Genomic DNA, 14,731 nt, shown 5'->3' on the forward strand with positions numbered 1-14,731 from the left:
CCCTGGACCACCAGTTCCGGAAGATCGCGTACGCGGTCCGGGCCTGACCTGGTGGAACGCCGACTTGCGTGGTCGCCTGACGTTGGCCTTCCTTGCGGCTCCTCCTGACGCTCCCGTCAGACGGGCACGACAGGGGCACGCTGCCGAAAATCGGCCATAGTTCAGCAGGACCGGGCTTGCGCGCTGGGGAGGTTCCCGTCGCCCTGCGGTAATCACCATGAACAGGCGAACACGGCGGGTGATGTCGTCCGGGTCGGAGACACCGTCCGCCGTCGCAGACGTCGCGCGACGCTGGCCACCACCCCCAGGCCGCGCCGCGCACCCCGCAGCGGTGAGGCTCGCTGCGTCTTGGAGACCATGGAGTCGCAGGGCGGCACGGGCGCCGACCGGGCTGAGGCCGGCCTGACGGGTGCCGTGCTGGCACAACGAGCCGGTGTGGGACAACCGGCCGTTTGCAAGGTGGAGACCGCGCGCATGCTTCGCAGTCTTGATGTGGGACCGGCTCTCGCAGGCTCTCGATCCCGCTGTTGAATGACGGGGTGACGCGTCTCGTCGACAGCTTTGGTCTCGTGGACTGGGTAAGGGCATTGGACGTTCTCAGCTCGTCGGGGCCCGAAAAGGCTTCCGTTGCGGGCCGTATCCACCGCGATGAAGGCCAGGACGCCACGCTCCACTACAGCGAAGACCTGCTCGTCGCCGGCATCGTCAAGTCCGGGAAGCTGGTCCTCGAAGGTGTCGAAGACTGCACCGGTTGCCATGCGCAGTTCCTCTGGGAACAGCCCTGCCATGCGGGCGCACTCGGAGTCCAGGGTGCCCGCGGTGATGTTAGGTCGCCTGCCGCTGCCGGGACGCGTAGGACCGGCTCTTGTTGCGGTTCCCGCACACCTTCATCGAGCACCAGCGGCGGCTGCGATTCTTCGATATGTCCCAGAACGCCCAGCCGCAAGTGTGTTCCGCGCAGCGCTTGAGCCGTGCGGCATCCCCGGTCGTGACCAGCTGGCTCCAGGCGATCGCCAGCGCGGCCAGCGGCCTGCGCTCCGTCGGCAGTCCCGCTGCAGGGGTCAAAGATCCGCGCGAGGTGACCAGCACGGGGTGTCCGGCCAGCACCTGGTCCGCCGCGGCAAGCAGTTCCGGGTCGGGGAGGTCGCCGACATGGCTGCCCAACTCCTCGCGGATGCCCGCGCGAAGGGTCAGATAGCTCTCGTGGACGTCGGGGGGGATGCCGCCGGGCGTGTCGAGCAGGCCGCGGCCAGTCAGCCAGGCGGCCAGCCCCGCCGGGGTGGCGATCTCGTCGCTGGCCTTTTCCACGTCGACCGTGTTGGCGAACGCCTCCACCAGGACGGCTGAGGCCGGCGGCTCCAGCATGGCGGTCACCTCCTGCGTCTTCCCGCCATTCTACCGGCTAAGCGTTTTACCGGTTGTGCGATCGCCGGGACGTGCGCCACAGTTGCCTAACCGGCTAAGGCGTTAGACAGTTAGGGGATGGCCATGGCCACATCGACGCCCGAGCGGACAGAAACCGGCAAAAGCCTCAGTGCTTCGACCTCGAAGGGGCGCCCCCCAGTCGACCGGGGCCGGCGCAACACCGCGGTCCTGGTCGGCTTCACCGCCGTGACCAACCTCGCCGACGGCGTGATGAAGATGGCTCTGCCGCTGCTGGCCGCCCAGATCACCGGCTCTCCCACCCAGGTCACCGCGGTCTCACTGACCCTTACCCTGCCCTGGCTGCTCGTCGCCCTGCACATCGGCGTGCTCGTCGACCGTTTCGACCGGAGGCGACTGCTCTGGGCTGCCAACGGGGCGCGGCTGGCGGCGGTGGGCTGGCTCAGCGTCTTAGCCGCGACCGACGGCGTGACGCTCGTGCAACTCCTCAGTGCCGGGGCGGTCCTCGGTGTCGCCGACGTACTGGCATCCACCTCCGCCTCCGCCCTGGTTCCGGCCGCAGTGCCCGCGGCAGGGCGCGAGCGCGCCAACGCCTGGATGGCGGGGGCCGAGACCGTGGGACAGGAATTCGCCGGACCTCTCACCGGAGGACTGCTGCTGGCCGCCGGTACGGGGATCGCGCTGGGGCTGACAAGCGCCTCCTACGCGCTCGCCGCCCTCGCCCTGCTCCTGCTGGTGGGTCGCTTCCGGGCCGAGGGGCCCGCTCCGGACGCGGCTCCGGTCTCGGTCAACAGTCGGATCGCCGAAGGACTGCGCTTCCTGTGGCGCGATGCGGTGCTGCGCACGCTGTCACTGGTCGTCGCCGTGCTCGCCGCCGTCTGGGGCGCCTGGCTGGCGCTCCTACCGCTCTACGCCCAGCAGGCCATGGGACTCGGACCGCAGCAGTACGGCCTTGTACTCAGCGCCCTGGGGATCGGCGGGCTGGTCGGCGCGGTGACGGTGACCTGGGTGAACCGGCTGCTCGGTGCTCGCTGCGCGATGTTCGCCGACCTGATCGGCACCACCGCGATGGTGGCGCTGCCCGCCCTGACCACCAGCCTCTGGGCAGTGGCGGCGGGTGCCTTCCTCGGGGGCATGGGCGGCACGCTCTGGACGGTCAACGCCCGCACCATCGCCCAGCGCAAGGTCCCCGACGGGATGCTCGGCCGCTACGACGCAGCGGCCCGGCTCTTCAACTTCGGCGCCATGCCGCTGGGAGCGGCCCTGGTGGGCCTGCTGGCCGAACTGGGCGGCATGCGGCTGGCCTTCGCGGTGTTCGCGGTGGCCACAGCGGCGACGCCGGTGCTGTTCCTCAAGAACATCACCCGGTCGGCCGTGGAACCACGCTAGAACCCGCCGTGGGGACCTGTCCGGGTTCTCCGCGCGACGCCCGGGCAGCACCCACACACACCGGGCGGCGCGGGACCCGGAGAGGTCCGCTGGGCGATGCCCCCAGCCGCTTCCGTGGCAGGGAGCCGGAGCCGTTGACGTGTCGACCGGCCCGGAACCTGGGCCCCGGCGCCACACTCCCGGCCCGAAGCGCCAAGACGGTTGTGCACATTCAGCTGTGCCGGCCGGTGCGTACATCGGTGAGCTGGCGGGCTGGCGCGAGGCGTTCTACGGCGTCGGGGGACCGGCGCTGCTCTTGTGGCCGCGGCCATGGCCGTGCTGCTGCCGCCGCCATCCCAGGAGGCGGTCGCGCTGGGCGGGGTGCTGCGACTGTTCAACAACTCCCGGGTGGCCACCGGGCGCGCGGCTTTCCGTAGCGGGTGCGGCGATCGTGCTGGTTGAGGTTCCCCCGCTGCTCGGGAGGGGCTGATCAACTGGTCCCGAGGGGGTGACAGGGGTTCAGGTGGGTGCGTTCGGCCGTTGCCCGGTCGGCGCAGTGCTTCTCCTCGAGCTCGATCGGACTGAGGTAGCCGAGCCGTTTCCGGTTGGTCATGCCGGGGAGGGATCGTCCGTGGATAGCGCGCCACCGTCGTACAAGGGGAACCACCGGTACCCGGTGGAGATCATCTCCCACTGTGTGTGGCTCTATCACCGCTTCCCGCTGTCGTTCCGGGAGGTCGACTGCTGCTCGAGCGCGGCGTGTTCGTCTCCCACGAGACGGTCCGCCGCTGGTGCGCCAAGTCCGGGCAGGCCTACGCAGGCGCGCTTTGCGGTGTCGCGGGCGGAAATCACCGACAAGCTGCGTTCCTACGGCGCGGCCCACCGCGAGGTCATGCCCTCGGTCGAGCACCGCTCGCACAAAGGCCTGAACAACCGGGATGAGAACTCCGACGCGCCATCAGACAGTCACGCGCCCAACAACGTGACAACGCCCTCAGCTTTTACGGAAGGCGTCGATCATGCGGGCGTAGCTGTCGCTCCCGTGCCCGGCGGCCACCATCTGGCGCATCAACTCCAGGTGCAGTTCCGGAAGTCGGGGGTCGATGCCCCGGTCGGCCCCGGCGTGCAGCAGGTGGCCTATCGCGGCGACCTGCACGTCGATGGTGGCGTCGTGGCCGGGGTACTCGCCCGCGTCGATCTGCTCGGCGTACCCGGTCATGAACCAGGACACCGTCTTCAGCCAGCGGCAGGCGATCGCCGTGAAGTCCCTCGCCGCGACCCCGTCCGCGCCGGCCAGCGCGGTGGCGTGCAGCCAGCCGCCGAAGACGGACCACATGAGGCCGAGCAGCCCGGAGTCGTACAGCGAGGCGAGCCCTGCGTCCGTCCCGAGGCCGACCGGGTCGCCGAGGACGGCCAGGGTGTCGCGGTGCGCGGCCAGGACCTCGGGGGCGCCGCTGTAGAGGAACATGTGGGCGCTGTCGCCGACGCCGGGTGGGGTGGTCATGATGCCGCCGTCGAGGTACGCGATCCCCTGCCCGGCCGCCCACTTCGCCTCCTCGCGCGCCTGCTCGGGCGAGCCTGAGGTGAGGTTGACCAGGGCCTTGCCGCGCAGCGACTCTCCTACGGGACGGAGGAGTTCGCGTGCGGCCGGGTAGTCGAGGACGCACACCAGGACCAGGTCGCTCGCGGCGACGGCCTCGGCGACCGTCTCCGCTCGGACCGCGCCCCGGGCGACGAGGGGCCCGGCCTTCTCGGGACTGCGGTTCCAGACGGTCGTGGTGTGCCCGGCGTCCAGGAGGGCACCGGCGAGCGCCGTGCCCATCTGTCCCAGGCCGATGACGGTGACGTTCTGTGCGCTCATGAATGACGACTCCCTGTATGTGGCGGTCCTTGGACAAGATCCACACTCGCAGGAGCGGAAGGGGTGCGACAGTGGCAGGACTGGCTATGTACGCAAAATTCCTGCCACTGGGCCGAGTTAGGATCGGCGAATGAGCACAGGTGTCGTCGCCGTGGCCGTCGTCCCCGACCCTCGCTCGGGGGTCTCTCTCTGGGAGCTGTACGAACTCTCCATCGCCTGCACGGTGTTCGGCATCCCGCAGCCCGACCTGGCCGATCCCTGGTACGAGCTGAGGCTCTGCGGCAACGCCCCGGACGGGGCAATCTCCCTGCGTACGGAGTACGGCCTGGACGCGCTCGTGGGCGCCGACACGGTCATCGTGCCGTCCGTGCCCGACGCGGTCGTCGAGGACGGCCAGGAGGTCCCGGCCGATCTGGTAGCAGCCCTGCGCGAGGCCGCCGCCTCTGGGGCCCGGATGGTCTCCCTGTGCACCGGCGCCTTCGCGCTCGCCGCGGCCGGGCTCCTCGACGGCCGCCGAGCCACCGCGCACTGGAGTCACACCGCCCAGCTGGCGGCTCGCCACCCCGAGGTGGTCGTCGACGACTCGGTCCTCTACACCGACGAGGGCGGGGTCCTCACCAGCGCCGGGGCCACCGCCGCGCTCGACCTGTGTCTGCACCTGGTCCGCCGCGACCTGGGGGCCTCGGTCGCCAACCAGCTGGCGCGGCGCCTCGTCGTGCAGGCCCACCGCTCGGGCGGCCAAGCCCAGTTCATCGAGGCACCGGTGCCCCGCGACGACGACGCGGGCCTGGCTCCGGTACTCCAGTGGGCGGCCGAGCGGCTGCACGAGCCGCTCACCGTCGATGACCTGGCGCGCCGGGCCGGGCTGAGCCCGCGCACCTTCTACCGGCGACTGCGGGAGGCGACCGGCACGACGCCGCTGCAGTGGCTGTTGCAGCAGCGCATCGGCCGGGCACAGAGCCTGCTGGAGACGACCGACCTGCCGGTGGAGCAGATCGGCTACCGCAGCGGCCTGGGCACGGCGGCGAACCTGCGCCACCACTTCACCCGGACGGTGGGGGTCTCCCCCACCGACTACCGCAAGTCGTTCAGGCCCTCGAGGCTACCTTCGTAAGACCGAGTTGGGGTTCGTACGCACGGAAGCGTCCTGTGGTCGATGACCATGCTCATGCGCCGCCGCTGCGCTGGCACCGGATGCGGCAGGTGGCGGCTCGTGCGAGAGCGGGGGAGACCTGGCGCGAGTCGGACTACGTCTTCACCACCCGGACCGGATGCCCGGTCGAGCCGCGGAACCTCTACCGGTCCTTCACCCGCGTCGCCCGGTCCGCCGGCCTCCGCGTGATCCGGCTGCACGACGCCCGGAACGGCACGGCGACGCTCCTGACGACGGCCGGGGTCGCGCCCCGCGTGGTGATGGAGATCCTGGGCCACTCCCAGATCGGCATCACCATGGATGTCTACACGCACGTCGTGCAGGACGCGCAGCGCGAGGCCATGAGCCACATGGACCGGCTGCTCAGGAAGAGGCACCCCGATCGTCGGTGACCGCCTGCACTGATGTCAGAAGTAGAAGTCGAAGGGCCCACCTACGGAGATCCGTAGGTGGGGGCCCTCTGACCTGGTGCCCCCGGCAGGATTCGAACCTGCGACACACGCTTTAGGAGTTCGATGCGGGACCGCTGAGCCTGCTGTCGGCGACTGCTGCGACGGCCGGACGGAGACGCCGGCGTGCCTTCCCGTCCGGTGTCGTTGATGTCAGCTATGTCAGCTGTGGATGTCAGGATCTGCCTGGCCCGTGGTTCTTTGCGGGCCGGTCGTCATCACGGGTACCGGGACCGGGCAGGAACCGTCGGCCAGTGACTCCGCGCCGGCCACACCGACCAGTGACGCGGCCACGGCGGGCCGTACCGGTACCAGCGGTGGCTCTCCGTGCTCCATCGTGGCCCGGAAGGCGCGCAGTACTCGTACGGTGCCCTCAGCCCCGCGTGCCACGGGTTCCCCGGCGAGGGTGAAGGGCGGAGGCGTGCGTTCCTCCTCGCGTGCGTGGCCCTCCGGGGTCGCCCAGCCCTCCGTCCTGACACGGACCGACCAGGACCGGTCGCCGGCGGCCCGGACGGACTCGGCCAGCGCCTTGGTGCCGCGCACGGAGATCCAGCTCCAGTGGCTGTCGGGCTCGCCCTGGAGGAACCCGTGCCGGGTAAGGGCAAGCGCCCCGGTGGACAGCCGTACCGCCATGACGACCGCGGCGCGTGGGTCCGCCTCGTCCGCCGGGAACGCCGACACCTCCACCGGCCAGGCCTTCGTGAGGGCCAGTACCGGTGAGAGGGTGTGCGTGCAGTACGCCGTGGGAGCGATGCGCCCGCGCCAGTGCGCCGGGTCACCGATCAGGCCCGTGACATCGGCCGGGGACATGCCGTGCAGGTAGTCCGCTTCGATCAGGCTGATCCGGCCCAGCTCCCCGGCCTCGATCGCCTGCCGGATGAGACGGACGTGCGGGTGGGCCACGTAGTTCTCGGCGAAGGAATAGGTCGCGGACGACCTGTCCGCCGCCGCGATGAGCCGCTCCCCTTCCGCGGCGTCCACGCACGCCGCCGACTCGGACAGCACATGCACTCCACGGTCCAGGAACGCGACGGCCAGCGGCGCGTGCTCGTCGAAGTCGTTGGCCAGGACGACCCCGTCAAGACGGTGCTCCAGCAGCTCCTCCCACCGTTCCACCAGCACCGCGCCGGGTAACTGCGCCCGCGCCACGGCACGGCGTTCGGGGTCGCGGTCACATGCCGCCACGACCTCCATGCCCACCTTGCGACACCAGTCCGCCAGGTGGAGCCCCATCCTGAGCCCTACCACTCCTACCCGCATACAGACATCCTCTTCCGAACTCCCCTTCCTTCACAGCTGGTTTCCCACCGTGAAAACGCAGCAGACGGAGGGACTGACCGAGGCGCACGTCCCGGACACAACGAAGGGCCGGCCCGGGAGGGAAACCCTCCTGAGCCGGCCCTTCTCTCTGTGCCCCCGGCAGGATTCGGACCTGCGACACCCGCTTTAGGGGAGTGGCGGGGTGATCTGCTGGCTGAGCTGCGGCTTCGCCGGCCGAGGAAGCGGGCGGGTACTCGACCGCAGGGCACCGGTGTTGACCCTGACTGACCCCTGCATCTGGCACGGTAGTGGCACGAACCTCAGCCGACGGCAGTCAGCCACGATGGTCGGGGGTGTCGGCCCGTCGGTTGCGGTCCTGGCGCTCTGCAACCTCACGGCTGGCCGCGGCCGTTAATCGACAGCATGACCAAAAAGGTCGTCAGCAAGCCGACGACCTCTCGATGGCTACCCGTCGAGCATTCTTAGCCCGACAATTTTCTGGACGATTTCATCGATCCCTCTGCTGTCCACTCTGGCGGCACGATCAGAGGGGTGATCTCGCACTCCGATGACTGCTGTTCCATGACACTGCCAACGTGGATTTCGGTGACCGTTTCAGCCCGATTAAGCACATCCTTCAGGTGCTCGCTCGGATCAATCGCCTCGAGCAATGCGGTACGCAGCTGAGCGATTCCTGTTCGCATGAAATTATCCATGGCGCGGGTGTATGTGATTTCGACCGGAATATTCACTGAAATCCTTCCTCGTTCAGGGTCTTCGCAAGATTGGCGCGTGCGCGATGTAGGTTTTGACGGACGTTCACGGCGGGCATCCCCATTGCCCCAGCCGCCTCAGGATATGGATGACCTTAGATTGGCCGACTATTTCGTCGTCATCGTCACGCCCGATGTGATCAGGGAAACTAGACACCAGCTCATCTATGCGACTTCTGCCGAAAATTTTTGTCCACATGCGAAATGCGAACTTGCGTACCCATGCTAGGGGATGCTCTGCGGAGTCCCAGACCTTAGCAAGTTCAATAAAGGCCATCTGTACAGCGTCTTCAGCGTCGACTCGTCGCGCCCCTGCGGTGATCAGGAAACCAATCAAACGGTGCAAGGAATCTTTGAAAAGCTGTCCAAAATCCTCTACCTGCACGACGAGGAGACGACGGAGCGAACGTAGCCCTCGGCTCCCTGACCGCCGAACCGGGCCGGCAGAACGAGGACTTCGCGGCCGTCGCCCCTGGCACGGCCGTTCTCCTCGACGGTGCCAGTGTGGCCGGGACTGAGACCGGATGCGTGCACGGCGTCGCCTGGTTCTCCTCGGCGCTGGGCGGGCTGCTGCTGAGCAGCATCACGGCACACCCCGCCCGGTCGCTCACTGACTGCCTCGCCGACGCGATCCGAGACGTCCGTTCGCTGCACGAGGGCACCTGCGACCTGACCTGTCGGGCCAGCCCGACCAGTACGGTCGTCGCGGTCCGGACCGGTGGGGAGGCTCTGGAGTACCTCGTCCTCGGTGACTCGACCCTCTTCCTCGCCGACAGGGACGGGAAGACGATTGCCGTCACCGACCAGCGCCTGGACGAGGTCGGTGAACGGCTCCGTGCGCCGGTCGACGAACTGCCCACCGGCTCACCCGAACACGCCGCCGCCTTGGCCGAGTACCGCGACGCCCTGACCGGGCTCCGTAACCAGCCGGGCGGCTTCTGGATCGCCGGCCCCGAACCGCGGGCGGCTGAACATGCGCTGACCGGAACGGTACCGCTGGACTCGCTCACGTCCGTGGCGCTGCTGAGTGACGGGGTGACGCGTCTCGTCGACAGCTTTGACCTCGCGGACTGGGTACGGGTGCTGGGCGTTCTCAGCTCGTCAGGGCCGGATGAGTTGATCCGGCAGGTTCGAGAAGCAGAGGCTGGGGACCCCGACGGCCGGCGCCGGCCGCGTGGCAAGGCGCACGATGACGCGACTGTCCTGTACTGGGTGCTGTCGTAAGCGCGTTTGGCCTCACTACCTGCTTCTTGCCCGCCCGGCGTTATGACCGATTGCGACGACGCCAGACCGTGAACATCCAGACGCAGAACAGCACCAGCCCCACGATCACCACCCAGGGAGGCAGTACGCCCAGCCCTTTGTACGACAGGGTGATGGCGGCGTGTACTGATTCCTTCACTGTGACTCCTCAGTCAGTCAGCGGTGCACTAGGAAACGCCCTCTCGTTGCACTGAAGTCAGGTGCCCCCTTCGTCAACGGCCATACTTCCTGCCGGCCGCATAGCTGGCTTCGCATGCCTCCTTATGCAGTTGATGAGGCGTCGGGTTGCGGTAGCCGTCAACCCCCCAGGCAGTTCGGGTGGGTTCCTCCCTGTGTTGTCTAGGGGGTATTCAGCGGCTCGGCGTCCGTGACGGACGCGAGTCGGTGATGCGGCTGCACATCCTGCCCACCTTCGGGACCGGGAGCGTGGCCGACGTGACGATGGCCCGGGTGCGCAGCTGACGCGGCAAGCTCCTCGCGGCCGGCGTCGGTGAGCCGACGGTGGTCAAGGCGTACCAACTGCTGCGTGCCCCCATGAACACGGCTGTGGACGACGAGCTGATCCGGCGCAACCCGTGCCGCATCAAGGGCGCGGACCGCTACGACGTGCCCGAACGGCCGGTCCTCACGGTGGCGGAGGTCTTCGCCGCCGCCGACTCCATCGCGCCGCGCCACCGGCTGCTCGTGCTCCTGGCGGCCTTCACCACCCTGCGGTTCGGGGAGCTGGCGGCCCTGCGGCGCCGGGACGTCGACCTGGAGGGGCTGACCGTCACCGTGCGCCGCGCTCAGGCCGAGTTGCAGGACGGCCGGCTCTTCGACAAGGCGCCGAAATCCGCAGCCGGGGCGCACTCCGTCTCCTTCCCGGCCGAACTGCTCGACGCAGTCACGCACCACCTGGAGCACTTCGCCGCTCCCGGCCGCGACGGGCACGTCTTCGTCGGGCCGCAGGGCGGGCAGCTACGGCGCAGCAACTTCCGGGACGACTGGGTCAAGGCCCGGAAGGCCGCGGGCGTCACGGCCGAGCTGCACTTCCACTACCTGCGGCACATGGGCAACACGCTGGCCTCGACGGCCGGGGCCAGCTCGCGAGAGCTGATGACGAGGATGGGGCACAGCAGCTCCCGGGCCGCGTTGATCCACCAGCACATGACCGGTGACCGTGATCGGCCATCGCCGACCGGCTTGGGGCCATGATCCGGGGCGGCGGGGGAGCAGCCTCCGACTCGTCCGAGAGGAGTCCTGTGGAGCCGTAGGGGCACGCGTGTGGCACGACCCTGGACACAATGAAGGGCCAGCCTGGGAGGGAACCCCCCTTGAGCTGGCCCTTCTGTGTGTGCCACCAGTCGACTGATGCGGCAGTCGGACGAAGCCTCTGGCGTGTGCCTCCGTCCGGTGCTGTTGCTGTCAGCCGTAGATGTCAGAGCTCGCGCGAGATCCACCGGGCGTCGAGGGACTCAAGGCGTGCGACCGCACTGCTTGCCCCACATTCACAACAGACCATTTCGGCGGAGTTCTTCCTGACGCCGGCGGTCCGCATCAGCGCCGTTCTTGCCACGAGCTGCTCGCGCCCGCTTTCGCGGCTTGCGAGGGGGTTGTGCCTGGGCATCAAGTACCCGGTCGTACTTGTTCTCGCCACCCACACTCGACGGATCAACTGGGTCTCCGCCATGCAGGTTGTAAGCAACGAACCACTGGCTCACAGTCGCCCCCTTGCCTTTGACGCTACCGGTCTCGGCATAGCGTCGACCCCCTGAAGTTGGTGAAGGGCACTTTACTCAGCGTGGTCGACGTGCGCCATGGCCTGCGGTGAAGGACGTCTGAGTCGATAGACGTGGCCAGGACACGCAGCGTCGACCTCGGCGGATGCGTCTGAGGTGTGACTCCGACGAGCGGACGCAGTGGCACGTCTGTGGCACGGAGCCCGGAACGGTGAAGGGCCAGCCCGGGAGGAAACCCCTCCTGAGCTGGCCCTTCTCGCTGTGCCCCCGGCAGGATTCGAACCTGCGACACCCGCTTTAGGAGAGCGGTGCTCTATCCCCTGAGCTACGAAGGCGTGGTCGGCGGTCAAGCCGTGAGCGTCCTGGTCGGTGGCCGCGGGCCCGGTCACGGGGGCAGCGGCGTCCGCCGGGGCGCTCGATCCACAGGGTACCGGATCGGAGCCCGGGCGGGTGGGGACGGGGAGGAGAGCCCCTGGGTCGGCCGCCCCTCCCGACCCGCCCTCACGCCTCAGGGCTTCCGGGCCACCCCTCCGAACATCGCCACCTCCGCCGGGAGGTCCCCGGAGGCGTCCTCCGGGCGCCAGCGGTTGCAGGAGACCACCCCGGGCTCCAGCAGCTCCAGCCCGTCGAAGAAGCGGACCACCGCCTCCGGCGTCCGCTGGGTCAGCTTCGGCGTGCCGTTCTCGTTCCAGAAGGCGACCGCCGCGTCCACGTCCGGCATGTCCGGGCGGGTGATCGTGTGGGAGAGGACCAGGTGGCTGCCGGACGGCAGGGCGTCCATCAGGCGGCGCACGACGTCGTACGCCTCCTCGTCGTCCTCGATGAAGATGACCACGCCGAGCAGGACGAGGGCGACCGGCCGGCTGAGGTCCAGGGACCGCGCGGCCTGTTCGAGGATGGCGTCGATGTTGCGCAGGTCCTCGTCGAAGTACGCCGTGCTGCCCTCCGGCGTGCTGGTGAGCAGGGCCTCGGCGTGGGCCAGCACGATGGGGTCGTTGTCGACGTAGACGACGCGGGAGTCGGGGGCGACGCGCTGCGCGACCTCGTGGGTGTTGTCCGCGGTGGGCAGGCCGGTGCCGATGTCGAGGAACTGCCGGATCCCGCACCGCCCGGCCAGATGCCGCACGGCACGGCCGAGGAACTGCCGGTCGGCGAGGGCGTAGTCGCCGATGCCGGGGTGCAGCGTGCGGATCTGGTCGCCGGCGGCCTGGTCGACCGGGTAGTTGTCCTTGCCGCCCAGCCAGTAGTTCCAGATGCGTGCGGTGTGCGGCTGGTCGGTCCTGATGCGCGCGCGTGCCTCGAGCGATGCCGCGGATATCTCCGTCACTACGTCCTCCAGAGCTGACCGGCAGCTGTCAAGCAGCAACCTAGCGGAGGGAGTTGGGCGGGGTACCGCGCCCTGACGACGTCAGGACGCCGACGTGCGGGTGACCCTGACCCGGTACTCGTCCTCGCTCCCGGCCAGCACCGCCACCCGTACCCCCTCCTCGCGGTCCACGAAGCTCTGGCCCGGGGTGAAGGTCGCGTCCGACAGTTCCGCGTGCACGTTCGGGGCCCGGGTGCAGCCGCCGCTGTCCCGGGTCGCGTCGTGGACGGTGACGGGGCCCATGCCCGTGTCCACGTCCGCGTCGACCCGGTAGACGAGGATGCCCGGCCGGCACACCGCCTCGTCGTTCCCGGCGCGGGTGCGCAGCTCCACCGCGTACCCGGAATGCGCGTCGAGCGGTATGAAGAGCAGCTTGGGGCCGCCCGGGCGGGCCAGCGGGGTCAGGACGTACTCCCGCGAGCCGCGCTGCGCCACGCAGCTCACCTGGGACGTGTCGAGCCAGCCGAGCTTCCACTTGTGCCAGGCGAGGAAGTCGTTGTTGGCGCCCCAGTCCTCGCTCATGATGTCCCAGTGGCCGACCGCGCCGCCGCCCTCGGCGGTGTAGAGGTCGGGCAGGCCGAAGACGTGGCCGTTCTCGTGCGGGAGCACGCGGTAGCCGGTGCGGTCGTAGGAGCCGGAGCCGTCGTCCTGGCGGGAGTAGACGAACGACGCGTTGGAGACGGGTCTGCCGTCCGCGGTGGGGGCCTCGTCGTTGCCGGCGAAGGTGACGGACAGGACGGTGTCCAGGGCGGCCGGTCCCGCGTTGGGGGTGACGAGCACGTTCAGCAGGTCGTACGCCCGGAAGTCCACCTCCGCGTCGGCCTCGGAGACGATGTCGCGGACCAGCTCCCGGTAGCCGGGGTCGAAGGGCGCGCCGCGCTCTATGCCGTACTGGCGGAAGGACTTGGGCATGCGCAGCCACTCGGGGACGGGCAGTTCGGGGCGGTAGTCGAGGCGGCCGTAGGAGCTGGTGGTGAACCACTCGCGGGTCTGCGGGAAGAACTCGCGGTAGCGGTCGAGGGCGTCGCCCTCACCGGGCGCGTCCGAGAAGTCGATCATCAGGGTGAGGGCGCGGACGGTGCCGGTGGAGCGGGTGTAGCCGGGGTCCGTCGGGATGCCCTCGGACATCTGCACGTCGCGGTCGCTGCCGATCATGCAGGGCCCGTGGGCGGAGCTGCGGGACAGGGCGCTCGGGCCGGCGCCGGGGGCGGTGGTCGCGGGGGAGAGGTGGCCGCTGCCGGCCGAGCTGCAGACCGCGAGGGTGAGGGCGGTGACGGAGCCCAGGGCGGCCAGGCGGCGCGGGGATATCCGGCCTCGGCTCGGACGCGGCTGCATGGGGAAACCTCCGCTCCGCACGGCAGCCGCCGTCTCCGACTGCACCCTCCCGATCACCCTTTGTCACGGGTCGGGGGTGCGCTCGCCGGGTGGTCCGATCGTGGGGTACGGGCGGGCTTCGAGCATGAGCTGAGTCACGTGAGGGTTTCCCGTGTGCGGGACCGAGGACCCTTCCGCGGCGTCAGCGGAGCCAGGGCAGGTCCGCGCCCGCTTCGCTCGGCTGAAGTCCCTCGGCGATGATCCCCATGATCTCGCCGAGAGACTTCTGCTGCTCCGGCGTGAGCCGGTCGAACACCGCCTGCCGTACGGCGTTGACGTGGCCGGGGGCGTGGCGGCGCAGCACCTCCGTGCCCTCGTCGGTGAGCACGGCGAACTGGCCGCGTTTGTCGGAGGGGCAGTCCTCGCGGCGGACCCAGCCGTTCTTCTCCAGCCGGGCGACCGCGTGCGACAGGCGGGAGCGGGTGATCTTGGCGTCCTTCGCCAGCTCCGTCATGCGCAGCCGCCGGCGGGGCGCCTCGGCCAGCTTGACCAGCAGGCCGTAGTAGACGTGCGGCATGCCCGCGTCCCGCTGGAGCTGACGGTCGAGGTGGTCCTCCAGGAGCGTGGTGGCGTCGACGTACGCGCGCCAGACGCGCTGTTCCTCGTCGGTGAGCCAGCGCGGCTCCCCGGCGGCTGCCGAAGGTGCGGGTGCCGTGTTCATGCACTCCACTGTACGGGCGTTCTCCTTGAACCTTAAACAAATGGGGCGTACAGTCAGCAGTGGAAGTTGAGAGTTCAAGTACACCGGTCGGTGACCACCACT

Annotated in this window: 14 protein-coding genes, 1 tRNA gene and 4 pseudogenes; 7 read left to right on the forward strand and 12 right to left on the reverse strand. The window is 69.4% G+C overall.

The window, feature by feature from the left end; genetic code table 11:
• Positions 1-825 precede the first annotated feature (825 nt).
• Entirely contained in the window at positions 826-1,365 is a 540-nt protein-coding gene (locus C1708_RS18805) for a CGNR zinc finger domain-containing protein (protein ID WP_106413773.1), read from the reverse strand.
• A gap of 117 nt (positions 1,366-1,482) precedes the next feature.
• Between C1708_RS18805 and C1708_RS18810 the strand changes: the two genes are divergently transcribed.
• Positions 1,483-2,772 carry an MFS transporter gene (locus C1708_RS18810; RefSeq protein ID WP_106413774.1) on the forward strand — a complete coding sequence of 430 codons (1,290 nt, stop codon included), beginning with the start codon at positions 1,483-1,485 and terminating at the stop codon, positions 2,770-2,772.
• Positions 2,773-3,241: 469 nt separating this feature from the next.
• Here C1708_RS18810 and C1708_RS35675 read toward each other — a convergent pair whose 3' ends face one another.
• The gene (locus C1708_RS35675; protein WP_274543356.1) at positions 3,242-3,364 is read right to left on the reverse strand and encodes a hypothetical protein; all 123 of its coding nucleotides are present in this window, start codon (positions 3,362-3,364) and stop codon (positions 3,242-3,244) included.
• Between the two features lie 18 nt (positions 3,365-3,382).
• Between C1708_RS35675 and C1708_RS35130 the strand changes: the two are divergent.
• Together C1708_RS35130 and C1708_RS36135 are read left to right on the forward strand one after the other, a co-directional pair.
• Positions 3,383-3,558 (forward strand): annotated as a pseudogene (locus tag C1708_RS35130) (IS6 family transposase); the annotation flags it as partial.
• A gap of 22 nt (positions 3,559-3,580) precedes the next feature.
• Positions 3,581-3,712 (forward strand): annotated as a pseudogene (locus C1708_RS36135) (IS6 family transposase); the annotation flags it as partial.
• A 33-nt stretch (positions 3,713-3,745) separates the two neighbouring features.
• On the opposite strand, the gene C1708_RS18825 reads toward C1708_RS36135, so the two are convergent.
• The gene (locus tag C1708_RS18825; RefSeq protein WP_106413775.1) at positions 3,746-4,612 is read right to left on the reverse strand and encodes an NAD(P)-dependent oxidoreductase; all 867 of its coding nucleotides are present in this window, start codon (positions 4,610-4,612) and stop codon (positions 3,746-3,748) included.
• 130 nt (positions 4,613-4,742) lie between these two features.
• On the opposite strand from C1708_RS18825, the gene C1708_RS18830 reads away from it, so the two are divergent.
• Both C1708_RS18830 and C1708_RS18835 read left to right on the forward strand, forming a co-directional pair.
• A complete protein-coding gene (locus C1708_RS18830) occupies positions 4,743-5,726 on the forward strand; it encodes a helix-turn-helix domain-containing protein (RefSeq protein WP_106413776.1) in 984 nt (327 codons plus the stop codon).
• A 62-nt stretch (positions 5,727-5,788) separates the two neighbouring features.
• Positions 5,789-6,157 (forward strand): annotated as a pseudogene (locus C1708_RS18835) (tyrosine-type recombinase/integrase); the annotation flags it as partial.
• A gap of 219 nt (positions 6,158-6,376) precedes the next feature.
• Here C1708_RS18835 and C1708_RS18840 read toward each other — a convergent pair.
• From C1708_RS18840 to C1708_RS33775, 4 genes are all read right to left on the reverse strand, one after another.
• The gene (locus C1708_RS18840) at positions 6,377-7,447 is read right to left on the reverse strand and encodes a Gfo/Idh/MocA family protein (protein WP_241911286.1); all 1,071 of its coding nucleotides are present in this window, start codon (positions 7,445-7,447) and stop codon (positions 6,377-6,379) included.
• 509 nt (positions 7,448-7,956) lie between these two features.
• On the reverse strand, positions 7,957-8,226 hold the full coding sequence (locus tag C1708_RS33770; RefSeq protein WP_133169074.1) for a hypothetical protein: 270 nt from the start codon (positions 8,224-8,226) through the stop codon (positions 7,957-7,959).
• A complete protein-coding gene (locus C1708_RS35945) occupies positions 8,223-8,312 on the reverse strand; it encodes a hypothetical protein (protein WP_107503091.1) in 90 nt (29 codons plus the stop codon). Before C1708_RS35945 ends, C1708_RS33770 begins: the two co-directional genes overlap by 4 nt.
• Complete coding sequence (locus C1708_RS33775) at positions 8,294-8,632, reverse strand: RNA polymerase sigma factor (RefSeq protein ID WP_133169075.1); 339 nt, start codon at positions 8,630-8,632, stop codon at positions 8,294-8,296. The genes C1708_RS35945 and C1708_RS33775 overlap by 19 nt, the downstream gene beginning before the upstream one ends.
• A gap of 38 nt (positions 8,633-8,670) precedes the next feature.
• On the opposite strand from C1708_RS33775, the gene C1708_RS18845 reads away from it, so the two are divergent.
• Positions 8,671-9,471, forward strand: coding sequence for a protein phosphatase 2C domain-containing protein (locus tag C1708_RS18845; protein ID WP_106413778.1), 801 nt, complete (start codon positions 8,671-8,673; stop codon positions 9,469-9,471).
• A 40-nt stretch (positions 9,472-9,511) separates the two neighbouring features.
• Here C1708_RS18845 and C1708_RS34025 read toward each other — a convergent pair whose 3' ends face one another.
• Positions 9,512-9,649 carry a hypothetical protein gene (locus C1708_RS34025; protein ID WP_157951281.1) on the reverse strand — a complete coding sequence of 46 codons (138 nt, stop codon included), beginning with the start codon at positions 9,647-9,649 and terminating at the stop codon, positions 9,512-9,514.
• 227 nt (positions 9,650-9,876) lie between these two features.
• Here C1708_RS34025 and C1708_RS18850 point away from each other — a divergent pair.
• Positions 9,877-10,763 (forward strand): annotated as a pseudogene (locus C1708_RS18850) (tyrosine-type recombinase/integrase); the annotation flags it as partial.
• A 727-nt stretch (positions 10,764-11,490) separates the two neighbouring features.
• Here C1708_RS18850 and C1708_RS18855 read toward each other — a convergent pair.
• The 4 genes from C1708_RS18855 to C1708_RS18870 form a co-directional block, all read right to left on the reverse strand.
• Positions 11,491-11,563, reverse strand: a tRNA-Arg gene (locus C1708_RS18855).
• Between the two features lie 173 nt (positions 11,564-11,736).
• Positions 11,737-12,555 (reverse strand): SAM-dependent methyltransferase, encoded by an 819-nt coding sequence (locus C1708_RS18860; protein ID WP_106413779.1) that lies wholly within the window; start codon positions 12,553-12,555, stop codon positions 11,737-11,739.
• Between the two features lie 81 nt (positions 12,556-12,636).
• A complete protein-coding gene (locus tag C1708_RS18865; RefSeq protein WP_106413780.1) occupies positions 12,637-13,929 on the reverse strand; it encodes a M6 family metalloprotease domain-containing protein in 1,293 nt (430 codons plus the stop codon).
• A gap of 181 nt (positions 13,930-14,110) precedes the next feature.
• Complete coding sequence (locus C1708_RS18870; RefSeq protein WP_106413781.1) at positions 14,111-14,629, reverse strand: MarR family winged helix-turn-helix transcriptional regulator; 519 nt, start codon at positions 14,627-14,629, stop codon at positions 14,111-14,113.
• Between the last annotated feature and the right edge of the window lie 102 nt (positions 14,630-14,731).

Source organism: Streptomyces sp. DH-12 (assembly GCF_002899455.1).
Classification (GTDB): domain Bacteria; phylum Actinomycetota; class Actinomycetes; order Streptomycetales; family Streptomycetaceae; genus Streptomyces.